Source organism: Chitinophaga filiformis, assembly GCF_023100805.1.
In the GTDB taxonomy this organism is placed as follows: Bacteria; Bacteroidota; Bacteroidia; order Chitinophagales; family Chitinophagaceae; genus Chitinophaga; species Chitinophaga filiformis_B.
Map to the genome: position 1 here is coordinate 660,006 of NZ_CP095855.1, position 25,710 is coordinate 685,715.

Genomic DNA, 25,710 nt, shown 5'->3' on the forward strand with positions numbered 1-25,710 from the left:
CTATTCCGAATAAAGCGCTCTGTCAAGGAACTTGACAAAGGGTTGCATTACAGCAAATATTTTCAGAATTTCTCTTACCAATGCAGGCTGTATGACAGCTTCGTCGGAAATGTGATGCCATACTGTGAAGCTTTTCAGTTTCAGGTACGCAATGGCAGGATTGTCCGGCTGGTAGCCCTGTGGCGCGGTCTTCAGCGATTCTCCCTCTATTTTACCGAAATAGCGGATGAATTCTTTATTGGAGATGATCTGCTGGAATTCTTCAAAATTGTAATCTATTTCCTGCCTGACCTTTTTCAGCGCATCAGCTTCCGGCATCCACAGCCCGCCTCCTGCAAAACTATTGCCTCCCGGTTCCAGGTGGAAGTAGTAACCCGGACGGGGCGTTTTACGGCCACCGGGTGCAAAGGCCGCACCCATGTTGGTCTTGTAAGGTGTTTTATCTTTCGAGAAACGGACATCTTTATATATACGGAAAGTGCAATCTTTCACCTGTAAACCTGCAATAGCAGGATCCTGTTTATATAAACCATCCAGGATCTGTTGTACCACACTTTCATAATCGGCTTTTGCCTTCTGGTAATCGGATTTATGCTCGTCAAACCAGACCTTATTATTATTCTTGCTCAATAATTTTAAAAACTTCAACGTGGGGGGTTGCAGCATGTAATCAGTTTTGCTCACAAAATAAAAAAATTATTTTCCTTACCCAGTAATAAGAATAGTCTATGCCCTTCCCTCCGGACCCCGCGGTCCGGAAAGAAGAGCATAACGCAGTAAAAAGTTCTGCTTAAAAATGATATGTAGCGGCTAGTAATACACTGGGAGATGTACCCACCGGCGTTCCGGATTTTTTGTGGAAGATATCTACAGAAGCATTATCTACTCTGAATTCAGGGATAATAGTCAGATTACCTGCCTTGTAATTTAAAGAAAGCGTGCCCGCCAATACATGACCACCCTCTGTACCACTAAAGGTCTTCAGGGCATCTTTATCATCAAAATACTCACCCCGCACGCTTAGCCCAACCTTTTCGTTGAAATCCACGTTGACATATAAGGCAGATCCCCACCATTGCTTCGAGCTCTCAAGCCCTTCCTTGTCGCGGGTATTTTTATATGTGCTGACAGTTCCATTATATCCCAGGCTCAGTACATCGTTTACCAGGTAGGTGGCGACAAAGTCGATCTGGTGGTTCTGGATACCGCTGGTATCCTTGCCTTCCAGGTAGTTCAGGTATAATTTAAGCGGCACCTGGGTGGAGCAATAGCCCAACTGCGCACCGATATATTTATTATTGGTCCAGGAAGCAGATTTGAAATCAGTCGGGTTGAATACCCCTACCATAGCCGTCCATGCGGAACTGATAGTGAGATCGGCCTTGACACCGGTGCTGAAGAAAGGCCCATTGCTGAACATGTAACTCATGCTGTAGTTCCTGTTCAGGTATGCATCCAGCAGTTCGTATCCCACATGTGTACCGAAACTACCCATGCTGATCTTTAGTTTGTCCAATACCTGGTAGCCTACATATAATTGTTTGATAACCACCTCTGCGGTGTTAGTCTTTTCAGGAGTCTCGTTGTATGAGAATTCCGCTGCCCTTTTACCAAAGCCAACATCTGCCACTATACTTCCTTTTTTAAATTCATGCTCGGCTTTGAGCGAGATCATTCCCAGTTCAAAACTATTATGGGAGTTTGTGAAGCTAGTTTTATTATCTGTGTTATTGCCATTGAAATTGTAGCGGTAGTAGACGTCTGCAGAGCCGGAAAGCTTGAGCAATGGGGCTTTAGTTGTATCAGCAGCAGTCTGGGAATGGGCAATAAGCGCCTGACAGGCAGCATATGCTACCAATAGAACTTTTTTCATGCAAGGAAATTTGGTTGATAAAAATGGTGTGCGCGAATCTGTTTCGTTAATTCTATGCTCGCCGTTCTATAACTGGAATAAAGGGAAGAAAGAGAATAGAATAGCTAATAATCAACCAGGAAGGAATCTACATGGAATACTAGAGATATTGGTTGATAAAGTAATTCTGGTTGATAAAATAAAATACTGTTTACGTTTTTATTTCCCAGTTCGATTATTAGCTATTCTAACATTTGGGTGTCAAGTCAAACTATGTGAATATTTTTAAGCGCCTAGTGAACCAGCTGCTCTTCTTTCAGTGTACCATTGTCGGCTACACTCATCAGAGCTGGATGGTATTGTTCGTTGTGCTGTGTAGCATCCAGACCCAATGCTTCTTCTTCATCGCTTACACGCAGCGGGTGGATCAGGTTGATCAGCTTGAAGATACCATAGGAAACCACGAAGCTGTATACGACTACGATCACTAATCCGATCACCTGGTTCTTGAAGAGTTCAAAGCCACCGTAGAACAGGCCATCGCTGATGGCGCCATTTACATTCTTGCTGGCGAAGATACCGGTGAGCAGCATACCGACCATACCACCTACGCCATGGCAGGGGAATACATCCAGTGTATCGTCGATAGCGGTTTTGGATTTATAGTGAGCTACGAGGTTAGAAACGATAGCAGAAGCAAAACCTATCATTATACTCTGTGGGATACCTACATAACCTGCAGCAGGGGTGATAGCTACCAGGCCAACTACGGCGCCGATACAGAAACCCAGTGCAGAAGGTTTACGGCCGCGGATCACATCGAAGAAGATCCAGGATAAGCCGGCAGCAGCTGCTGCTGTATTGGTAGTAGCGAAAGCGGAAGCAGCCAGTCCATTAGCACCCAGGGCAGAGCCGGCATTGAAACCGAACCATCCGAACCAGAGCAGGCCTGTACCCAACAGTACAAAAGGAATATTGGCAGGTTGCAATTCTTTCTTTTCTATATGGTCTTTACGGCGTTTCAGTACCAGTACACCTGCAAGCGCCGCGCAACCTGCAGAGATATGTACTACAGTACCACCTGCGAAGTCGAGCACACCCAATTTGAACAGGAACCCATCAGGATGCCAGGTCCAGTGTGCGATAGGTGCATAAACCAACAGGCTGAATAACACCATAAATAATACATACGATGTAAAACGGATCCTTTCTGCTACGGCGCCTACTACCAGCGCAGGAGTGATCACTGCAAATTTCATCTGGAAAAGGGCGAATACCAGCAAAGGAATGCTGGTGGCCAAAGACCAGGGCTCGCTGGACGGTACCCCCCTGAAAAACAGGAAAGTTGAAGGATCACCGATCACACCATTTAAAGATTTACCAAAGGCAAGGCTGAATCCTACAGCTACCCATACGATACTAACCACACCGGCAGCGATAAAGCTTTGTACCAGTGTTGAGATCACGTTTTTGCGGTTAACCATACCTCCGTAAAAAAATGACAGCCCGGGGGTCATCAGAAATACGAGGCAGGATGCCACCAGTATCCACGCAATGTCACCTGTATTGTATTGACCCTTGGGATCTGCAAAAGGAAGCTCCCCCGGGACAAACAATGCAATTATCGCGACAACTGCCAGCAAAAGGAAGGGCAAATAGTCTTGAAATGATGTTTTCTTCATAGCTGTACATTTTAAATTTCTTCAATAAAAGTATGAAGGATATTCAATTCATCAAATAGAAAAGGCAAAAAATAGAAATGATTGAAGAAAAATAGAGGATATGGGGTCAAATATCAGGTATATTATAATTTATAATAATATAAGTATTACTTTTTGTAGTTAATGGTCGCCTTAAAACGCCTCATTTTATTCCATAATAATTTAAATATCAGTTAATTATAAATTTTCAGCGACAGCATTTAACAATTTTCTAACATTGGGAAGGCGGTTGTTACTGCAATTAGGGAACATAGCCTGTAATAAACTAAAAATCAGTCTAATAAATATTAGACTGATTTTGTTGGATGGTGGAACGTCGTTGAATATTATCAATATATTAAAAATATATTAATGTAACTTTTATGATCCAGGACATAAAAATCGACCTCACTGCGATATTATTGCTTCATACTTTCTAATTCACGTTGCATTGCGAACATCTGGTCACGTAACCTGGCAGCTTCCATAAAGTCGAGATCTTTTGCCGCCTTCTCCATATCCTTTTTAATCTTCGAAATTGCTTTCTCCATCTGAGGAATAGTTTTGGCTACGGTGGCTTCCTGTTTGGCATAACCTACGGCATCTTCCGCCACCAGTGTCACCTCATCGTGTACTGCATACGGGGAATTTTCATCGAACTGTTTGATTTCCAATACAGCGGTCTGTCCGAGGATTTGCTCCTTGCTTTTCAGCACCGTTCTCGGTGTAATATTATGTTCTGTATTATAAGCCACCTGTTTCTGCCTGCGGCGGTCCGTCTCGTCAATGGTACGCTGCATACTGTCGGTTATCTTGTCAGCATAAAAGATAACAAGTCCGTCCACGTTACGTGCTGCCCGGCCAGCGGTCTGTGTCAGTGAGCGCTCGTCCCGGAGGAAACCTTCCTTGTCGGCGTCCAATATGGCAACCAGTGTTACCTCCGGCAGGTCAAGGCCCTCACGCAGGAGGTTCACCCCAACAAGGACGTTGATATTGCCCAGGCGGAGGTCCCTTAATATTTCTATACGTTCCAGGGTGTCTACCTCTGAGTGAATGTAACGCGACTTAATATTGATACGATGCAGGTATTTGTCCATTTCCTCTGCCATCCGTTTGGTCAGCGTGGTCACGAGCACACGGCCTCCTTTGGCTACACGTTTGTCAATTTCTTCCAGCAGGTCGTCCACCTGGTTTACGCTTGGTCTCACTTCAATAGGCGGCTCCAGCAGTCCTGTAGGACGTACCACCTGTTCTACTACCACACCTTCCGTCTTTCTCAGTTCATATTCACCGGGAGTGGCGCTGACAAAGATGGCCTGGTTCACCAGGTTTTCAAATTCGTAGAAGTTGAGGGGCCGGTTGTCCATTGCAGAAGGCAGGCGGAAGCCGTAGTCGACCAGGGTCAGCTTACGGGACCTGTCCCCACCGTACATACCACCTATCTGGGGAATGGTTACGTGGCTTTCATCTATTACCAGCAGGTAATCCTTAGGAAAATAATCCAGCAGGCAGAATGGACGGGTACCGGGCGCACGGCGGTCCAGGAAGCGGGAATAGTTCTCAATACCGCTGCAATAACCCAATTCCCTGATCATCTCCAGGTCATAGTTCACTCTCTCGGAAAGGCGCTGTGCCTCCAGGTGCTTCCCGATAGAACGGAAATACTCCACCTGCGCCAGCAGCTCATCCTGGATCTCAAAAATGATCTGGGCCATCATGTCCTTAGGCGCCAGGTAGAGATTGGCCGGGAAGATGGCCGCATTCTCCATGGTGCCTATACGTTTGCCGGTTTGTACATCGAAGCTTTCTATCTCTTCTATTTCGTCGCCAAAGAAAGTAATACGGTAACCGAAGTCCACATAAGGGAGGTTGATGTCTACGGTATCGCCCTGCACTCGGAAGTTACCCCTGTTGAAGTCGCCCGTAGTACGTGTATACAAGGAATTGACAAGTCCGTGTAATACGGTGTTACGTCCAATGGTCTGTCCTCTGTGCAGACGGATAATACCATTTTCATAATCCGTCGGGTTACCCATACCATAGATACACGATACACTGGCCACCACTATAATATCCCGCCGCCCTGACAGGAGACTGGTGGTAGCTCTCAACCTGAGCTTATCCAGCTCTTCATTGATAGACAGGTCCTTTTCTATATAGGTGTCGCTTACCGGCATATAAGCCTCCGGCTGATAGTAGTCGTAGTAGGAAACAAAATATTCCACAGCATTGTCCGGAAAGAACTGGCGGAACTCGCCGTACAGCTGAGCCACCAGTGTTTTATTGTGGGTCAGCACCAGGGTAGGGCGCTGTACCTGTTGAATCACATTAGCGACGGTGAAGGTTTTTCCCGATCCTGTTACCCCCAGTAATGTCTGGGCAGGCGCTCCATCCTGTAATCCTTCTACTAACTGTCGGATGGCTTCCGGTTGATCGCCTGCCGGGGCATATGGTGCATTTATCTTAAAGGGCATATTCTAAATTATAGCGTTATCAAATGTACAAATTAATAGACAGTGCTTTTTCATTTGAAAAATCTGGCTCACCTTTACGCACTTATTGAGACATATTAACCACCTCATGTATTATGCTTAAAAAACTCTACCATGTTATAATGGGTATGCTATTGCTGGTACCTATGTCAGGCTTTGCCTGGGGCGTTACCGGTCACCGTGTGGTAGCCGAGATCGCCAGCCGTCACTTAAGCCCTCAGGCCCGTAAGGCTATCTACGCTTTACTGGGACCTCAGAGCATGGCGATGGTGGCCAACTGGCCTGATTTTATCAAGTCGGATACTACACACAAGTATGATCATACTTCTCCCTGGCACTACCTCGATTTTCCTGCCAACTGTACACGCCAGCAATTTGATGAGGTAATAAAAGCACACAGCACCGGAGACAACCTATATGCACAAACTGAGGCCCTGATCAAAAAGCTGAAGGATCCGGCCACATCTAAAGAAGACAAAGTATTTGCGCTAACCTTCCTGATCCATATGATAGGAGATATGCATCAGCCCTTACATGCCGGCAGGGATGAGGACCAGGGCGGTAACAAGATCCAGGTAATGTGGTTTGATAAGCAGACAAACCTCCACCGGGTATGGGATGAGCACCTGATTGAATTCCAGCAGCTCAGCTATACTGAATATACCAGGGCCCTGGATACTGCCACTGCTGTAACTACAAAGAAAATTCAAGCCGGTACCATCGCCGACTGGATCTTTGAATCTAACCAGCTGTCGGGCAAAGTATATGCATTGACGCATGCCAATGATAAACTGAGCTACCGTTATAATTTCTGGTTTGTCAACGACCTGAATAGTCAGCTGCTGAAAGGAGGGCTAAGGCTCGCAGCTGTTTTGAATCAGATCTACAAATAACAATGGGTATAGTATAAAAGAAAAAGCATCAGCCTCCGGGACTGATGCTTTTCTTTTATACCTTTTCCTGACTAGATCAGGTCAATATCAAAATTTACCAGTTGTACGAACTGCTCCAGGCGGTTACTGATATCTTCACTGCTGATCTCGCGCAGGCGGCCTACTCCAAAGCGTTCCACACAGAAGGAAGCCATAGCGGAACCAACGATAATGGCCGTCTTCATGTTTTCAAAGGAAATATCCTTTGTTTTCGCCAGATGCCCGATAAAACCACCTGCAAAAGTATCGCCGGCACCGGTTGGGTCGAATACATCTTCCAGTGGTAATGCAGGTGCAAAGAATACATGGTTCTCATGGAACAGCAGTGCACCGTGCTCTCCTTTCTTGATGATCAGGTATTTTGGCCCCATGGTGGTCAATATCTTGCGGGCAGCTTTTACCAGAGACACTTCTCCGGTCAGCTGACGGGCTTCGGCGTCATTTACCAGGAGCACGTCTACTTCCTTCAGCACTATTTTCAGATCGTCCATGGCTACTTCCATCCAGAAGTTCATGGTGTCCATTACGATCAGTTTAGGCCTGGTCTTCATCTGTTTTATTACAGACAGCTGCACCTGTGGTGTCAGATTACCTAATATCAGGAACTCGCTTCCCTGGTAACTGTCGGGTATTACGGGCTGAAATTCCCCCAGTACGTTCAGCTCTGTAGCCAGTGTATCACGGGTATTCATGTCCATATGATATCTTCCGGCCCAGTAGAAAGATTTCTCATCTTTCTTTACCTGTACTCCATCGAAAGCAACACCTTTGGCCCCCAGTGCGTCCAGTTCTTCCTGAGGGAAGTCACCGCCAATTACGGATACCTGGTTAATGGGCTTCACGAAATTGGAAGCAGCCCATGCTATGAATGTGGCTGAACCACCAACGATCCGGCCTGATTTACCAAAGGGCGTTTCTATATCATCGAACGCCATAGAACCTACAACAGTTAGCGACATGCGTATTCTTTTTTATTGAGTTTTAGTTAGTTTGCAAACAGCGCAAATGTAACTAAACTTTCACCCGCTTCCACCATCCTTTCCGGAATATAAAGATAGCCGCTACCGCGATGCAGGATTCTGCTATGGCTATAGCCCAGAAAACACCTGCCGGGCCCATATTATAGGTTACGGCCAGTATCCAGGCCAAGGGGATCTGGAACATCCAGAAGCCTACCAGGTTAATCAGGGTAGGGGTGCGCGTGTCTCCCGCCCCGTTAAAAGACTGTGAGAGCACCATGCCATAGGCATAAAAGATGTACCCTGCACTTAACAGTTGCAGGCACTCTGCGGCCTTTAACACAATAGCAGTCTCGCTGGTAAATAGCATTACTACCGGCCGGGCGGCCAGGAAGAAAAAGATCGATATTGATCCCAGGAACAACATATTAAAGAACGCAGCCCTCCATACGGATGTTTCCGCCCGGTCGGGCTGACCGGCGCCCAGGTTCTGCCCTACAAGGGACGCTGCAGCATTGGCCATACCAAAAGCAGGCAGCAGCGCGAAAATAACGATCCTTATAGCGATGGTATATCCGGCCACCGCATCTTCCCCAAAACGGGCTATCAGGCGTACCAGGAATATCCAGCTGACTGTATTGATGAGCAACTGTGCAGTACCTCCGGCGGCTATCTTCACTATTTTCCAGATCACACTTATATCGGGGCGTATATGCTGCCTGCTGATGCGGATCAGGCCCTTGCCGCCGAAGAGGCGGTACAGCTGGTAACATACACCTATACCACGGCCTATCGTAGTAGCCAGCGCAGCACCCTTCAGCCCCAGGGCGGGAATTGGTCCCAGACCATTAATCAGCAAAGGACACAAGAGGATGTTCAGAATATTGGCTATCCATAACGATCTCATTGCGATAGCAGCATCTCCTGCGCCACGGAAAATACCGTTGATGAGGAAAAGCAGTATTACAATGAGGTTACTGCCCAGCATAATACGCGTATATATGTGCCCGTTATCAACCACTTCCGCGGAGGCGCCCATCAGCGTGAGCAGATCGGGAGCGAATATGATACCAGTTACAGCAATAGCAATAGCCAGCACCAATGCTACGTACAGCGACTGCACAGCAGTATGTGCGGCAGCATCGCCATCTTTCTCACCTGTACGTCGCGCTACCACTGCCGTAGCCGCCATGCTCAGTCCAAATGCCGCTGTATAAACCAGCGTCATCATAGATTCTGTCAATCCAACAGCAGAGATGGCGTGCTTACCCAGCTTACTCACAAAGAAAATATCCACGACTGCAAAAAGTGATTCCATCACCATCTCCAGGATCATGGGTACTGATAATAAAAAAATAGCGCGGTTGATATTACCACTGGTGAACTCTTTTTCCGTGCCTGATACTGCCATAACAAACAACCGGAATACCTTGCCCAGGCGGGAATTGGCCTGTGTATCTCGCATATAGATAAATTAAAAAATTAAAAATGGAATTGCCGGTACTGATCTGTACCGTTAACATCTAAAAGGGGCGGTGGGCATATCCGGAAATACCGGATATTAAATTACATTTTCATGGCGCATCATTTGTAGAGCACAAAGGTAAAATGTTTTTTTTAACTCCTCATTTTTTTAGCCGGTGTGACAACATATATCTCTTTTTCAGGAGATTTTTTATTAAGCTCAAACACAGTGCAGATAAGCAATTCATTGATTGCCAAAAACACATTAAATAATTTTTTTACTGCCGCTGTAACTTTTCAAGACCGTCTCCGTTTAACAATTGCATCAGCGCTGAGAAACCAATTTATTGTACTAAATACGGAAACCTATTTTCTATTAATTCAAATTAAACGGAAACCATGCTTACGATTAAAAAACATGCTCTTAAAGTAGGAGCATTAGCCCTTGCTATGGGTATTACTTTTGCAGCTTGCAGCGATGATGACGATCCAGCAACGCCAAACACACGTTCAAAAGAATACAAGCTGACTAAAAGCGCTACAGATGCAACTCAGGTAGGTACTGTAAAACTGACTGAAAATGCTGACAGCAGTGTAAACCTGTCTATCACACTGAAAGCTTCCACCAAAGACACCAAACATCCGTTCTTCCTGATCGGAGGTTCTGTTGCATCACCTACCATTGATACCCTGTTAAAGGATACTATTCCAGGTAATGGTGCTGAAGCAACTAAAGTAATCTGGAATAAGGTTAAGACCGTTGTTGTAAATGGACAGACCCGCAAGTTCAACTATGACAGTGCAGTGAAAATAAGCGCATTCTCTAAAGTTTACTTCAAAGCTGGTAAGGATAGCGTTATTGCTATCGGTAACATCCTGAAAAGCAGCGCTCAGTAATTTCTGATGGCAATTGTCTGATATAAAATATCAGGAGACTACAGGATAAAAAGAGTAATAATGGCCGGAAATTTCCGGCCATTATTATGATGGTCTTCGCTAGTCATTAGGATATGGCTCCAACCCGTAGGCCAGAAAACCGACTTTATAAAACGTTACTATTCCCCTAGTCTAACTGGGTTACGCGCAACACTTTAAATTCTGTTCTTCTGTTCAACTGCCTGCCATCCGGGTTATCCTTCCCGTTCGGCATCTCATTGGGTGCTATCGGCCTTGTCTCTCCATATCCTTTAGCGATCATACGGTCGCTGGAGATACCTCTGCTTATCAGGTAATCCACACAGGATTGCGCCCTTCGCTGAGACAGTTTCATATTATATGCATCCTGACCCTTACTATCCGTATGCGCACTCATCTCAATGATGATATTAGGGTTATCCTGCATGATAGCGACCACTGTGTCGAGTACTATCAGTGACTGCGGACGTAAGGTTGCCTTATCGAAGTCATAGTAAATATCCTTCAGGATAATGGGCTTTCCTATTTCATAACGTTTAAGACAGGTATTTGGATTTAATAAAGAGTCAATTTTTGTTAAACCGTCCGTATTTGCATAAATCGCCTTGGAGAAATAGTTCTCTTTTTCTGCCATGATCTTATAGTGCTTCAGCGGTTCCACTTCAAACTGGTAGCGCCCGGTCTCATCCAGTACAACCTGCTGCAATACACGCTGTAATATGGTATCCAGCAATGTAATCTTTGCGCCTGTAAGCGGCATATTATTCTCACAATCCAGCACTAATCCATTGATAATTTTAGAGATCTTCTTTATAGCGAACACTTCCAGACAGCATACTGACTCCCTGTCGGAACTGATGTATCCGGCAGCCAGTGGATGCTCATTATCAACAGGGGAATAATAGACATCATCTTTAGGGGAATTTAACGGAATGCCCAGGTTCCTAGGCGCTCCCCAACTGTTGAAGTCGCCCTCAACAACGAAGAAGTCCAATCCTCCGAGTCCGACCCTTCCATCAGTGCTGAATATCAAGGCTTTCTTCTCACCGTCATAGAAGGGCGCCTGTTCCTCATCGCGGGTATTGATATTTGTACCCATGTTCTTGGCAGGCCCGGCAACGCCTTTGTCGAGCGGGCAGTACCACAGATCGTTTTTTCCCATACCACCCGGCCTGTTGGAGGAAAACAACAGAAATTTACCATCAGCAGTCACAAATGGCTGCATCGCACTATATCCCTCTACGTTGACATTCGGGCCTAGTGGTTTGGGCTCATCCCATTTTCCGGCATTCCTGCTGCTGGTGTAAATAGCCGCCGCTTTTATTCCGTTTTTGGTTGTCCAACGTGTCAGGTACAGTGTATTTCCATCCGGGCTCACCGTAGCTACCCCCTGATCAAGCCCATTAGCGTCAGGAATATTGACCGGCACACTATTGTGAAAGTCAGCCCCCTTTCCATGGGCGATGAACAGGTTGTTGATGTATGGATTGGCTTTTTTAGATTTCTTCTCTTTTTCCAGTTCACTGCTATCTGGACGGGACGAGGTATATAACAGCATGTCTTTCCCTAATACCGCAGGTGCATAGTTTGCACCTCCTGCATTTACATCCCCTCCTAACTTACTGATCGTATAGGCAGGCAGACGATTTTCCTCAGCAATCGCAAACTCACAGCAGGCGATCTCCAGGTTGGCACGTGTGCTGAACTCGTCTATTTTATTATACTCCTGCCTGAATTTTGTGAACTGCTCCAATGCAGTACTATACTTCCCGTTTGCACGCAGGCTTACGCCATACCAGAAACGGGCAAGCGGAAAAAGCGTGTTATTATTGAACCCGACTACCTGCTCATAATATTTTTCGGCATTACCATAGTCGTAATAATTCCGGTAAGATTCCGCCAGGCGGTAGATCACCACTTCATAATCTTTGAGCTTGCCCGACTCCTTGCCCCGTAACTCAACAGTATAAGGCAGGACCCTGCCTGGTTTTATTTTAAAAGTACCAAGGGCTTTGTTGTAGTACTGCGCAGCAGAGTAGTAATCCTTTGCCTCGAAGTAAATATCACCGGTCCTCTTATAGTCGTATACATACTGGGCCTTTGAGGTGCTTACGATGCACAGTAATAATGCGATAGCCAGCCAATAGCGTACATGTTGTTTCATCCGTGTATGTTTTGTTTTTACAGGCGCGGGCAAAAGAAATTCTCTTCGGAGTAAACTCTCTTCTTCCGGCTTATGAAGGATAAGGATAGTTCAAAACTGTTACTACCATTGACCAATCGCCTGAGATTGGAAGTGTTCACATCATAACTAAGCCCGAGTACAAAGCTTTTGAAGTGAAAACCGGCAAATGGGATGGCGGAATCGTTGATGCGGTAATTGGCTCCCAGCAGGAAGTCAAATTCTTCATTCAGATACGCCTGTCCATACACGCCCACTACCGTTTCATGTGCATTTCCCTGGCGCATGTACAGGCCGTGAGGTGTAATACTGAAGATATCATTCAATTTAACACGTGTACCGCCATGTGTCATGTATCTTACCGGCAGGCGCCTGTCTTCACCCGTCAGAAACGGATCCGTTGGCCGTGTAAGATGGCCGGCGGAAAAACCGGCGAAGGGATTGAACTGATGATTGGGATTGCTATCGAAGAACATGACACCTGCAGCTGCATCAAATACATTGGAAGAAGTGGTGCTGATATTCTCGCCACTGGGCTTTGACGGATCGAAACCCATTACCGGATCGTATTGACTGCCCAGCTGCCATTTGGCCGGATCTATTTTGCGGTTGATCATCCCTGCCTGGATACCGAATACCAGCTGGCTGGTACCTGTTTCTCCGAAGCGTACGCCACGGTAAGAAAAACTGGCCATTGCATTGAGGTAATTATAGCCCGCATCTCCAGCCGACATGTTGATTATATTGGCACCAACACCGATATTATTCGGTCCTGCTGCATCAAAAGATACACCTGTAGTAGAAAACGGTTTACCAATGTTAACCCATTGGTTCCGATAGTTGGCGCTGACACGATAGTCGCCATCTACGATTCCTGTCAATGCAGGGTTCAACCACATAGGATAAGCGTAGTACTGTGAAAAGTGAGGGTCTACCTGTGCTTTTGCCCATGCAGGCAGCAAAGTGACCAATACTGTCCAGACAACAAAGAGTATGTTCTTCATAAGAAGATTTTTAACTTTTTTGTAATGGCCGGGATGAGGTCTCATCCCGGCCCTGTGTATACATTTTCTAACCCGATTAGCGGACGATGGTAACGGTTCCTTTCTTATTCACTACGGAACCATCCTGAAGAGTAGCGCGGAGCACATAGATGTAGACACCCACAGGCTGCTGACGCCCACCCATAGTACCATCCCATCCGTTGCGCTGATCTTTGGTCTCGAATATCTGCTGACCAAACTGGTTGTAGTATCTCATTACTATGTTAACAATGGTGTTTCCATATACATAATGCACATCATTGAATCCGTCTCCGTTTGGCGTGAATACGTTTGGTACAAAGATGTTGTTACCCTGAGGGTTCTCTGTTGTACCCGTCACCGCCGTGGAAAGTGCACTTGTTTCACAATCTGCGATACCCACCGCTCTTACACGTATGGTTACCGTCTGCGCAGGCGATAAGCCGGAAATAATATGTGAGAGTCCTTCCGGGCCGGAACTTGGAACGACATATGTAACGCCGTTATCCAATGTTACCTGGTAGGCAGTTGCCCCCGGCACTGCAGTCCACTCAAAGGTTACCTGTGTCGGTGTTGTCTGACTCACTGTTACAACCGGCGAAGCCAGTGGCGCAAGTATATTCACCTGTACTGCCGTCCTGGAAGTACTGCTGCAACCACCCGGGCTTACCGCTTCTACGTAGTAGGTGGTGTTCTGGTTGAGGGCAGGGGTGATGAATGTAGCTCCTGTAGCTATAGGAGCGCCTCCTGTAGCAGCCGTATACCAGCGGAAGCCTGCATTTGCGGTTGCTGATGTAGCTGTGAGCGTTGCCATACCACCAGGGCAGAGGTCCGCATTGCCACCCACGGCCGCATTGCTGGCTGAAGCACCCAGTATGATGTTTACAGGGGTGCGGTCTATGCTTGCACAACCGGAAGTATTCAGCGCCTCTACATAGTAAGTAATATTCGCCGTGATGGCAGGAGTCATAATAGAATTACCCGTTGCTACCGGCGTACCACCTGTTGGGCTATCATACCAGCGGTAGGTCAATGCTGCATTCGCCTGCTGTACACTCAGGGTTGCAATCTCGCCAGGGCATACCGTTACTGTTGCATCGGTAACTACCGGGGATGTTGGTGTAGTATTGACCGTAACCGGAACAATAGTACGGCTCTGGCTTATACAACCGCCGGTTGCAGCCTCTACATAGTAAGTTGTATTTACATTCAGTTGCGCTGTGGTAAAGGCCGCACCTGTGAAGACAGGAGTACCGCCGGTTGCAGCTGTATACCATTTGTAACTGATACCTGGCAGCGGATCTTTCACATTAAGTACCGCAGCATTACCTGCACAAATGGTTGCTCCGTCTGCCAGCGGTGCATCAATGGTATTTACGACTGTTGCGGTTACACCCTTCCTTGCCTGGCTGCTACATCCTGAACCATTCAGCGCTTCCACATAGAAAGTAGTATTCTTGTTTAATGCCGCCGTTGTATATTCGGGTCCGGAAGCGAGCAGTATTCCATTCGCAGGAGCATTGTACCAGCGATAGGTTAGTGCTGCATCCGGATTCAGGACATTGAATGTTGCAGTACCACCTACACAGGTAATCATATTGGCCGCTACAACATCCGGTGTCGGCGCTGCTGCATCTACTGTTATACTTGCTGCAGCACGGCTTGCGCTTACACAGGTAGATCCTGAGGCCGCCTGTACGTAGTAGCTGACATTTGCATTTACGGCTGTTACCATAAAGTTGCTGCCGGTAAAGACAAGTGTACCACCTGTAACTGCATCAAACCACTGATAAGACACTCCAGCCTGTGGATGCTGTACAGACAATGTTACATCCTGGCCTGCACATACCCTCACACTCGCGGCAGTCAGTACAGGTACATCCGGAGACACACCAACTGTTACTGTAACCGCCACTCTTGAACTGGTGCCTGTACACTGGCTGTTAGTACTTACAGCTTCAACATAATATACCGTACTGTTATTCAGCGCCGGGGTGACAAACGCAGGACCGCTAAAGACCTTAGTGCCACCAGTAGCGGCTGTATACCAGTTATAGGTCACACCATTTGTATTGGAGATTACGCGCAGGGTAGCGGTACCACCAGTACAGGTGCTCACATTGTCAGATTCAAGCACGGGAACCGGAGGAGCCGTAGATACACTCACTGCCACCCGCGCTCTTGCAGGGCTGCTGCAATTACCATTACCTGCTTCCACATAATAATTGGTAGCGCTATTGATAGCAGGTGTTGTAAAGCTGCTGCCTGAATCTACCGGTGTACCACCCGTTGCCGTAGTATACCAGCGATAAGCGAACGATGCGTTCGGATTTTGTACAGAGAGCGTTACGGTTGATCCGGGGCATACGGCAACTGCAGGTGCAGTTACCACAGGCGTTGCCGGAGCAGGCAATACCCTGATAGCAACTGGCACACGGTCGCCTGCATTGACACAGCCATTATTATTTACGGCTTGTACATAGAAAGTAACATTACCTGTAATTCCGGTCACTACAAATACAGGCCCGGTAGATACCAGTGTACCGCCGGTTGGCGCTGTATAGAACTGGTAGCTTACATTATTCTGCGGATTCTGTATAAACAGCACGGCATTCTGACCGGCACATATTTCCACATCATCGCTTACCAGTACCGGAACAGCAGGTCTTGCAGCTACAGTAGCAGTAGCTGCTACTCTTGCACTGGCCTGGCTACATGCAGAGCTATTGCTGCTTGCTTCTACATAGTAAACTGTGGTAGCAGAGAGTAGCGGCGTAGTAAACGTTGCACCTGTATCTACAGGTGTACCGCCGGTCAAAGCCGTATACCATTTGTAGGTAATACCTGCTGTAGCCGACGTTACTTTAAAGGTGGCTACACTACCGGCGCAGATGTTTACGTTCTGCGCTTCCAGTACAGGAGCAGGAGCACTGCCACCTACCGTTACAGTTGCCTTCACCCTTGATGACAAGGTACAGGCGCCATTGCCCGTCTCTACGTAGAACGCCGTATCTGTACTCAGCGCATTGGTAACATATGTGGTGCCTGTAAACAACAGCGTACCTCCGGTCGGTGCACTATACCAGCGGGTCTGTATGTTCGAACCGGTTACATTGGCCGTCAACGTAGCCTGCTGGCCAGCACAGATTGCAGCGCTATTGACTGTTGGCGCTACCAGGCCCGGCACCACGCTTACCGTTACAGACACTCTGTTTGGATTAGCGCAATCATTGCTGGTACGCACGCTTTGTACATAATATGTTTTTGTAGCTGTCAGCGCCGGCGTAATGAAGGAGGCTCCTTCGAACACTTTTTGTCCGCCGACAGGCGCATCGTACCATTCCAGTTTAGCCACCGGACTGGCTGTTGCAGTCAGCGTAGCTGTATTACCGCTACAGATAGTGATGTTACGCGCAGCTACCACCGGAGCTGACACTTGTCTTGTTGCATAATAGATATGCAGTTTCACCAAAGCTGCTACAACACCACCTCTCAGACGAACCTGCACACGGTCATAAGCCGCGCCCGGAGCAAAGGCTACGGTGAATTTGTCGCTACCGCTCACCAGGCGGATGCTCACGTTAGCACTGTTCAGTAACAGCGCATCGTTATTTGCTGTTGCTCCATTGAAGCTGGAGACTTCCAGTGAACTCAGTAAACTTGCATCTACCAACTGGGCGGGCAGTTCCATCACGATCCGCACACTATCGCCGGCAGCTGCCACTCCCGGGAAGATGAGACTTTGCTGTACACTACCACCACCGGCGGCCAATGGCACAGAAAGAATAGAATAGTTATTGACATCTGCATCTGTTGTATTCTGTGCATCTACTACCGAGCAAAGCGCACAAATAGCTGTAGTGCTGTTTGATTGTGCATTTGCAAAATCACAGGTAGTATTTGGCACTACAGTTACCGTTAACGGTACGGCAGTACGTGCACCCGGACAAGCGCCGGCAACAGCTTCAACATAGTAAGTGATGCCGCTGGTCAGGGCCGGCGTTGTAAATATGGGCCCGGTAAATACGGGGCTACCACCTGTTGCCACGGTATACCAGTTATATACCGCACCAGGGGTTGCAGAACTTGCAGTCAGTATTGCCGACTGGCCAGAGACCACTTCACCGTTCACGGGTACTGTTGTAACAGTTGGAGTGGCAGGTACCGGGTTGACGGTAACAGCCACCGTTGTTCTTGCTGCACTTGTGCAAGCCCCTGCAGCCGCTTCTACATAATAAGTGGCAGAAGCTGTCAGCACAGGCGTCTGGAAGGAAGCGCCTTCAAATACCGGAGTGCCACCGGCCGCCGTTGTATACCAGCGGAACACTGCACCTGGGGTAGCAGAAGTAGCCGCCAGCTGCGCACTGCTGTTTGCACAGATAGTCACATTTCCGGAGCTCACTGCCGGAGCACCCGGCCTGCCAACGATAGTGGCCGTCACCATTTTACGGTTTGTATTGATACAGCCTGTAGTATTGGAGGCCTCGATATAATAAGCCGTAGTGGCAGTCAGATTAGGCGTTCTATAAGAAGTACCGGTGAACAGCAATGTACCACCTGCAGGAGCAGTGTACCAGCGATAGATCACACCGGCTACAGGTTTCACATTAAAGGTTGCTGTGCTGCCGCTGCAGATAGACAACGCGGTTGTATCCAGCACAGGTATCGCCGGTACAGGATCCACTATTGCCGTTACGGCAACACGCTGCGGGTTAGGACAGTTGAGACTTGCTTTCACAGCCTCTACATAGTAAGTAGTATTCGCTGTCAATGCCGGCGTCTGATAACTTGTACCTGTGGAAACAGCGGCGCCGCCTGTTGCTGTAGTATACCAGCGGAAAGATACATTCGCCGGACCACTTGCAGTCAGTGTAGCATGATGACCGGTACATACTGTATCACCTTTCACCACTGGCAGTCCTACCACACGGCTTGCGAAATGTACGTTCACAGCACTCAGTGCGGAAGCCGCACCTGATCTGAGACGTATCACAAGCCTGTCAAACAATGCTTTCGGCTTAAAGCCTGCCAGCGCCTGCTTGTTACCGCCCAGTAGAGTCAGTTTTATAATTGGATTATTCAGCGCAATGAAGTCATTATTGGAAACGGCACCATTGTAAGACCCAATCTCGATAGCAGACAACAGGCCAACATCCGCCAATGTATTATCGAAGGAAAGTGATACGACCGCACTGTCACCGGGCTCGCTGATCTGCGGGAAGATCAGCGACTGCTGCACATATCCGTTCAACAGTCCAAGTACTACATGCAGGGTAGATTTTGAGAGTGTACTGTTATCAACCGCCAGGCCCGGGTTTTCAACATAACAACCAACACAGATGCCGTTGGCAGCGTTCTCCTGGCTGGTAGCGGCATCGCAGGGGATGTCGTTACTGCCTGGCACAACTGTGGCTGTTACTGACACCCTCGGTCCACTCTTACAACCACCCGCATTTACTGCCTCTACAGAGAAGGTGCTGGTAGCCGTCAGCGGACCGGTATTGAACACGGCACCGGTATAGATAGAATCCCCGGACATGTTATACCACTTATAGATCACGTTTGTGCCCGTAGCATTAGCAGTGAAGATGGCTCCCTGGCCACTGATCACAGATGTTGCCGGAGGGGTCACCGTGAGGTTAGCCGGACCAGCGCTTACAGTTACAGGCACTCTTGTCCTGGTTGCACTCTTACAACCATTATTATCGGCTTCCACATAAAAAGCAGTATCTGCATTCAGGACATTGGTTGTATAGTTTGCCGTGGATGCCAGCAAGGTGCCCCCTGTAGCGGCAGAATACCAGCGGAATGTAGCTCCCGCCGGCGCTGTTGCCAGCAGTGCTGCCGGGTTACCGGCACAGATACTTCTTCCCGCAGCAGTAGGCGCAGCAGGCGTTGTACCGACATTTACCCTTACCGGTATCCTGACAGGGTTAGCACAACCAAATCGGCTGGCTTCTACATAATAAGTAGCGGAAGCTGTCAGGGCAGGAGTTACATAAGTACCATTCCCTGGCAAAGGCGTACCTCCAACGGCGGCGGTATACCAGGCCAGATCAGCGCCATTGGGAGATGTCGCAACTAATGTGGCAACGCTCCCACTGCACACATTTACCGTCGGCGTAGCTACCTGCGGCCTGGATGTTACCACAGCAGCAAAGTATACCTTCACACGGGTCAGTGCCGCTATTACACCATTGATGCTTACCAATACGCCATTGAAGGCTTTGGCAACCGGCAATGTTACGCGGAATTTATTACCTGTGTTGAGCAGGGTCAAATGCACTATTGAATTATTCAGGAATATAGCGTCGCCATTAGGCGTATTTCCATTATAAGTTTCCAGCCTCACACCTCCCAGCAACGCCGCATCTGCCAACTGGCCCGGAATTTCCAGGTCGAGTGTAACACTGTCGCCCGCAGGATAGGTATTGTTAAACCTTAACAGCTGGCCTACATAGCCTACCGCACTCAGGGTAGAAGTGATCGTCGATGCGGAATTTGCATTCTGGTCTACCGCCAGCGCCGGGTCAGCTACTGAACATAACAGACAGATGCCTGCAATAACAGGGCTTACCTGTTGTGTAGCATAACTACATGGCGTCGGCTCGTCAGGCATATTAATATCTACACGCACCGCAGTACGGGTAGGACTGGTGCAGTTATTCACCGGATCTCTTACTTCTACATAATAAACTGCGGCAGCAGACAATGCCGGCGTTGTGTAGCTGGTGGAATTGGCCTTAAGCAGGGTGCCGCCAGCCGGTGCATTGTACCAGTTATATTGATATGCAGGATTGGGACCATTGACTGTGAAAGTAACTGTCTGACCTGCATCGATCGTGCTCACAGATGGTGTTACCAATGGCTGTGGTAAGCCAACGATCACGTATACGGCCTTCCTTGCCGGATTCACACAACCTGAAGATGAAAGCGCTTCTACATAATAGATAGCATTGGTCACATCACTTACCTGGTATGTGGCACCTGAAGCCAGCACCGTGCCTCCGACAGGCTGATTATACCAACGGAAGGAAGTACCAGGTCCTGTAGCCCGCAATGTGGCTGTACCACCCTGACAGATGTAAACGGTGTCTTTTTCCACTGTAGGCGTACCTGCAAAGATCTGCGCGGAATAGACTTTCAATGTAGTAAGTGCTGTAGCCAGACCACTCAATTTAACATTAACCCTGTCGAACGCAGCACCGGGGGCGAAAGTGTAAATAAGGTCCCTGTTGCCATTCAACAACCGCAGATTCAACAGGCCGGGGCTCAGGGTTACGCCATCGTTATTGACAGTGGCATTGTTAGAAGAAGAGATCTGGATACCGCTCAATAATCCCAGATCTGCTAACGCCGTAACAAAGCCCAGCTTAATACGTACGCTGTCGCCTTTTACACCTGCAGCAGGGAAGATGAGCGATTGCTGTATGCTTGCGCCTACCCCCAGCACCGTATGCATAACAGATGCAGTTTGGGTACTGTTATCAACCGCTGAATCCTGTTTTTCTACAAAACAACCTATACAGATGCCGCTTGCTGCGGTTTGCTGACCGGTTGCACCACCACAGTCGATATCACCAGGGGTAGCCGGCCCACCATCACCATTAAGCGTAACAGCCACCGGCGTGCGCAGGCTTTTGCAGCTGGCATTTCCCTTCAATACAGCTTCTGCATAATAGGTCGCATTGGCCGTTACGGGAGGTGTGGTGAACTGTGTTCCAACAAACACGGGAGTACCACCGGCTGGCACATTGTACCAGTTATAAATGTACTCCGGATCAGGGGCAACAACATTAAATGTAGGCGTAGTACCTTCCGCTACAGCGGCAGAAGATGGCGTCACCACCACTCCTGGCAGACCTGTTTTCACCTGTACCGGCATACGTCTTTCACTGCCACAGCTATCAGCACCGGCAGCTTCTACGAAATAGGTGGTATCTTTTGTAATGGCAGGCGTGGTAAATGACGCACCATAACCAACCGGAGCCCCACCAGTATAAGAAGTGTACCAACGCAGGGTATAACCGGCTGGTCCGGTAGCGCTTAGTACCACAGGGCTTCCGCTGCAGGTAAATACGTTTCCCGCAGCCACCTGCGCAACAGGGGTAACCACCTGAGCATAATACAGGTTCAGTTCAGTAATAGCCCCTACCAAAGCGCTCAGACGGATTTCTACCCTGTCGAAATTTTTATTTGCAACGAAAGTGTAAGCGCTTTGTTGTACTCCATTCAACAGACGTACTGTCAGCAGATCACTTTGCAAGGCACCCATTTCAGCGTTTGCCGGTCTTGTTCCATTCCCCAGCCCCACGCTGATACCTCCCAGCACCGCCAGGTCAAGTAAGCCTGTAGAGGTGCCAAGGCCCAAACGTACCGTATCTCCGGCTTTACCAGCAACAGGGAATACCAGGTCCTGATAAACATTTCCCAGTGCCCCTAAGGTCAGACGTATCTTAGATGCCGTTGCGGGATCATTATCTACCGCCAGCCCTGGATTATCTACTGTACATAACAAACAAACGCCTCCTGTGCCATTGCTCTGTGTCTGCGAACCGCTGCAACTTAACTGACCATTACCACTGGCATTATTCACATTTACATCTACAGCTGTTCTCCTGATGCTGATCAGACCATCGGCAGGAGAAATGGCTTCGACATAATAGGTTTTATGCTGAAACAACGGCGGTGTTTTAAAACTGCTGCCTGTATATATTGGCGAACTTCCCTCCGGCGTTTCATACCAGTTGAAGATAGCACCGGGTATACCGGGTAATGTAGCATTGAGTGTAGCGGTTTGTCCTGTGTTGACAGCGGCAGGACTTGGTGCAACCGTCACCGGCGTCATTGCTATGGCCTCATAGATATACAATGAATTATTTGCGCCAAGCAGGCTACCGATATCTATCTGTGCGCCATCAAAGGTGTGTGATACAGGTATGGCTACCCGGAACCTTTTGATACCATTTATTCCCTGGAGGAGATCAATATCCAACAGGGCACCATTCAATAACTGCTTGTCATTGTTGTTTACATTGTTCAGGGAAGTGCTTACGCCAATACTTCCCAGGAGAGCGGCATCTGCCAGGATATCAGCTTCAGCGCCAAGGATCAGAATAATGCTGTCTCCACTATGATATGTACCCGGAAAGGAGATCTTTTGCCCTAATGTGGCTGCAACACCCAAAGGCAGTGATAAATGGGAAGCAGTGGTAGTATCTCCATCTGACGCAAATGCCGGGTTCTGTACGTTACACAGGGCACAGGCCACGCCGCTTGTAACGGGAGCCTGCTGCCCCGTGCCAAATGTCCATAGCGGACCGGTACCGCCACCAATGGTCACAGGTACCGCAGTCCTTACCAGGCTTGTCGTACCGGCAGGATCTTCTGCCTCTACATAGTAGGTAGTATTACGGATAAGAGAAGGGGTCGTAAAAGGACCGGAACCGGTAAACACAGGAGCTCCTCCCTGCGGAGCAGTATACCAATGGAACACCGGATTGGAGAGGCGGATGGTAGGCGTTAAAGTGATCGGGGTATTATAAGCTGTCTTAGCCGGCTGCGGTAATACAGTTACCGGGATCATTGCCGCTACCTCATACAACTTCAGTGAACCGGATACGCCCACCAGGCCGCCAAAATCAACCTGTACACCGTCAAATGTTTTTGTGGCAGGAACAGCTACGCGGAACTTACGGGCATTGTTCAAGCCTATTCCCAGCAGCTGTAGCTTTACTACCGATGCATCGAGCGTCAGGCCGTCATTATTGGATACCGCCGGGCCAGCAATGCTGTTGTTAAAAGTTGTCACCTTCACTCCTGGCAGCACCACACCTGCAAGGTCTTCAGCAGGAGCTTCCAGGAACAGTATGATACTGTCTCCCGCCTGATAAACACCTGGCAGTTTTACTAGTTGCCCTACGGTACCGGCAACACCCAGCGGAACTGTGAGTATAGCAGAAGTAGTTGTATCGCCATCTACCGCCAGACCGGGAGTAGTTACGGAACATGCTGCGCAGGCTATGCCTCCTGTAATCGGACTTTGCTGTTCCTGACCGTAACTCCAGATAGTGCCGGGGCCTCCAGCCACTTTTACCGTAACAGGCGTGCGCACATAGCTGCTGAGGTTAGCTGCAGGGCTATATGCTTCCGCATAGTAAGTAGTGGTACGACTCAGCAGAGGAGTAGGGAAGTCGCTGCCAATGGCTACAGGTGTTCCACCTGTAGGTGTTGTATACCATCTGTAAACAGGTGCTGATATACGCGCGCCTGTAGCGGCAGTTAATGTTACATTGGTTCCCGCTGTGATTGTTGGCGCAGCAGGAGTAACCGTAACAGGGATAATAGCTGCAGCTTCATATACATTTAGTACGCCGAAGGCGGCAAATGCCGTAGACAGGCTTATCTGGGCAGCATCAAAATCTTTGGCGACAGGAACCGTTACACGGAACTTGGTTTTACCGCTTATGCCCAGCCCGAGGGCGTCCACGCGAATAATGCCGGCACCCAGGTTTGTAATGTCATTATTAGCAATATCGTTGTTGAATGTCTGTATCTGAATGGCTGCCAATGCAGCAGCAGACACCAACTGACCTGGTATTTCCAGATCCATCACAATGCGGTCGCCCGCTTTATAGTCGCCCGGAAACCGAAGCAGTTGCCCTACTGAAGTCAAGGCCCCCACTGGTAATGAAAGCGTTGAAGCAGTAGTGGTATCTCCGTCAACTGCTTTGTCGGGATTATTGACATAACATAGTGCACATGCGATACCCGCTGTCAGCGGACTTTCCTCCTGGTCAGCAAATGTCCATATGGGCCCGGCGCCGCCACTCACCCTGACAGTAACAGGGGAACGAACGGAACTTACGAGTCCATCTGCCGGATTGGTAGCTGTCACATAGTAAGTGGTGGTACGATTTAAAGGCGGCGTTGTAAAGCCGGCGCTGTTAAATATGGAAGTCCCACCTTCGGGAGCAGTATACCAGTTGAAGGTAGCCCCGGGGATCCTGATGGAAGGTGAGAAAGTAACGATTCCGCCGGAATTGACAATGGGAGCCGCCGGATTAACAGTTACAGGGATGAATGCTGTCGCTTCATACACCCGTAAAGATCCGAACCCGGCGATCAAAGCGGAAAGGCTGACCTGTACTTCATCGAAATCGTGTGTAACAGGAACGATCACCCGGAACTTTGGAGTACTTCCCAGTCCGGCGCCCAATACACTTATTCTGACCAGTTCACTATTCAGCGATATCGCGTCATTATTGGATACACCTCCTCTAAAAGTATTTACGGAGACTGCCGAAAGAAGTTGGTTTGAATAGAACTGATCAGGGATCTCGAGATCAAGTGCCACCTGATCTCCAGCCTGGTAGGTCCCGGAGAATTGAAGTTTGAGCCCTACACCACCCACCGCGCCGACAGGCAGCACGAGTGTTGCCGCCGTATTCCGGTTCGCATCAATAGCATTAGCGCCATCATCCACCCGGCATAGCGCACAGGCCACACCGAAAGTAACGGACGACTGACTACCGGCATAACTCCACAAAGGACCATCGGCAAAATAACGGCCCTCAGTGCGCCAGGCGCTGCTCAATAATGGGGAATGAGGATGATGAGAAAGATAGTTATTCAGCCAGATTGCTGAATTGGTTGCATTCGTTAGGGGGAGGTCCTTTGCGGATGTTTCACCCAACGGTAACCCAACCAGCCAGACGAGATAAATGAAAACAAGCATAAAAGCTCTCATGGGGCTTTTCAGGGTAGCTTTAAAATACATAGTCTTAGTATTCAATTAGTTCGGGTTATAAAGCGCGTATTTTTTAAGACGCAAAAAGCATATGCCACGGTTTTCTATAACTCTTAGGGGCAGGGGCTATGAGGCTCAGGGAATAAGGATAGGAAGTCGCCAGGTTGAAATACCTGAATACGCCCGGGAGGTCCTTATGTTGAGTAACAGTTAAAAAGAACGGGGCGAAAATAGGCTGATAGAATGGTTTAAAAGAAGGTCTTTTTATTCAGTATAGAAGAGGCTGTTCATTTCGTTCATTACACGTAAATTGAGTGTTCATTTCATTCACACCTTATGAAGTCTGGGAAATATCGTTATAGTAGGATTATTTCTTTTTGGGGGAAAATGGAGGTTTTATTTTAAACGGCTTCTTCCTGAAAAAATTATAGAACATTCGCTTT

General features: G+C 48.3%; 11 protein-coding genes. 2 read left to right on the plus strand and 9 right to left on the minus strand.

Annotated features, from left to right (window positions below; translation table 11 throughout):
* The 4 genes from MYF79_RS02770 to uvrB form a co-directional block, all read right to left on the minus strand.
* On the minus strand, positions 1 to 666 hold the full coding sequence (locus tag MYF79_RS02770) for a DUF2461 domain-containing protein (RefSeq protein WP_247812455.1): 666 nt from the start codon (positions 664 to 666) through the stop codon (positions 1 to 3).
* Positions 667 to 790: 124 nt separating this feature from the next.
* On the minus strand, positions 791 to 1,873 hold the full coding sequence (locus MYF79_RS02775) for a porin (RefSeq protein WP_247812456.1): 1,083 nt from the start codon (positions 1,871 to 1,873) through the stop codon (positions 791 to 793).
* Positions 1,874 to 2,145: 272 nt separating this feature from the next.
* The gene (locus MYF79_RS02780) at positions 2,146 to 3,534 is read right to left on the minus strand and encodes an ammonium transporter (RefSeq protein WP_199654129.1); all 1,389 of its coding nucleotides are present in this window, start codon (positions 3,532 to 3,534) and stop codon (positions 2,146 to 2,148) included.
* Between the two features lie 437 nt (positions 3,535 to 3,971).
* Positions 3,972 to 6,026 carry an excinuclease ABC subunit UvrB gene (gene uvrB / locus MYF79_RS02785; RefSeq protein ID WP_247812457.1) on the minus strand — a complete coding sequence of 685 codons (2,055 nt, stop codon included), beginning with the start codon at positions 6,024 to 6,026 and terminating at the stop codon, positions 3,972 to 3,974.
* A gap of 113 nt (positions 6,027 to 6,139) precedes the next feature.
* Here uvrB and MYF79_RS02790 point away from each other — a divergent pair, with 113 nt between their 5' ends.
* Positions 6,140 to 6,937, plus strand: coding sequence for a S1/P1 nuclease (locus MYF79_RS02790; protein ID WP_247812458.1), 798 nt, complete (start codon positions 6,140 to 6,142; stop codon positions 6,935 to 6,937).
* 71 nt (positions 6,938 to 7,008) lie between these two features.
* On the opposite strand, the gene MYF79_RS02795 is transcribed toward MYF79_RS02790, so the two are convergent.
* Both MYF79_RS02795 and MYF79_RS02800 read right to left on the minus strand, forming a co-directional pair.
* On the minus strand, positions 7,009 to 7,935 hold the full coding sequence (locus MYF79_RS02795) for a PfkB family carbohydrate kinase (RefSeq protein ID WP_247812459.1): 927 nt from the start codon (positions 7,933 to 7,935) through the stop codon (positions 7,009 to 7,011).
* A 52-nt stretch (positions 7,936 to 7,987) separates the two neighbouring features.
* Positions 7,988 to 9,400, minus strand: coding sequence for an MATE family efflux transporter (locus MYF79_RS02800; RefSeq protein WP_247812460.1), 1,413 nt, complete (start codon positions 9,398 to 9,400; stop codon positions 7,988 to 7,990).
* A gap of 398 nt (positions 9,401 to 9,798) precedes the next feature.
* Between MYF79_RS02800 and MYF79_RS02805 the strand changes: the two genes are divergently transcribed.
* Entirely contained in the window at positions 9,799 to 10,296 is a 498-nt protein-coding gene (locus tag MYF79_RS02805) for a hypothetical protein (RefSeq protein ID WP_247812461.1), read from the plus strand.
* A 166-nt stretch (positions 10,297 to 10,462) separates the two neighbouring features.
* Here MYF79_RS02805 and MYF79_RS02810 read toward each other — a convergent pair whose 3' ends face one another.
* From MYF79_RS02810 to MYF79_RS02820, 3 genes are all read right to left on the minus strand, one after another.
* Complete coding sequence (locus MYF79_RS02810; protein WP_247812462.1) at positions 10,463 to 12,478, minus strand: OmpA family protein; 2,016 nt, start codon at positions 12,476 to 12,478, stop codon at positions 10,463 to 10,465.
* Positions 12,479 to 12,495: 17 nt separating this feature from the next.
* Complete coding sequence (locus MYF79_RS02815; RefSeq protein WP_247812463.1) at positions 12,496 to 13,500, minus strand: PorP/SprF family type IX secretion system membrane protein; 1,005 nt, start codon at positions 13,498 to 13,500, stop codon at positions 12,496 to 12,498.
* Positions 13,501 to 13,576: 76 nt separating this feature from the next.
* A complete protein-coding gene (locus MYF79_RS02820) occupies positions 13,577 to 25,297 on the minus strand; it encodes a gliding motility-associated C-terminal domain-containing protein (RefSeq protein WP_247812464.1) in 11,721 nt (3,906 codons plus the stop codon).
* Between the last annotated feature and the right edge of the window lie 413 nt (positions 25,298 to 25,710).

Excerpts from the sequence above, each read along its gene's own strand:
- MYF79_RS02770 (WP_247812455.1), bottom strand. The coding sequence starts at position 666 with ATGCTGCAACCCCCCACGTTGAAGTTTTTAAAATTATTGAGCAAGAAT.
- MYF79_RS02775 (WP_247812456.1), bottom strand. The coding sequence starts at position 1,873 with ATGAAAAAAGTTCTATTGGTAGCATATGCTGCCTGTCAGGCGCTTATT.
- MYF79_RS02780 (WP_199654129.1), bottom strand. The coding sequence starts at position 3,534 with ATGAAGAAAACATCATTTCAAGACTATTTGCCCTTCCTTTTGCTGGCA.
- uvrB (WP_247812457.1), bottom strand. The coding sequence starts at position 6,026 with ATGCCCTTTAAGATAAATGCACCATATGCCCCGGCAGGCGATCAACCG.
- MYF79_RS02790 (WP_247812458.1), top strand. The coding sequence starts at position 6,140 with ATGCTTAAAAAACTCTACCATGTTATAATGGGTATGCTATTGCTGGTA.
- MYF79_RS02795 (WP_247812459.1), bottom strand. The coding sequence starts at position 7,935 with ATGTCGCTAACTGTTGTAGGTTCTATGGCGTTCGATGATATAGAAACG.
- MYF79_RS02800 (WP_247812460.1), bottom strand. The coding sequence starts at position 9,400 with ATGCGAGATACACAGGCCAATTCCCGCCTGGGCAAGGTATTCCGGTTG.
- MYF79_RS02805 (WP_247812461.1), top strand. The coding sequence starts at position 9,799 with ATGCTTACGATTAAAAAACATGCTCTTAAAGTAGGAGCATTAGCCCTT.
- MYF79_RS02810 (WP_247812462.1), bottom strand. The coding sequence starts at position 12,478 with ATGAAACAACATGTACGCTATTGGCTGGCTATCGCATTATTACTGTGC.
- MYF79_RS02815 (WP_247812463.1), bottom strand. The coding sequence starts at position 13,500 with ATGAAGAACATACTCTTTGTTGTCTGGACAGTATTGGTCACTTTGCTG.
- MYF79_RS02820 (WP_247812464.1), bottom strand. The coding sequence starts at position 25,297 with ATGTATTTTAAAGCTACCCTGAAAAGCCCCATGAGAGCTTTTATGCTT.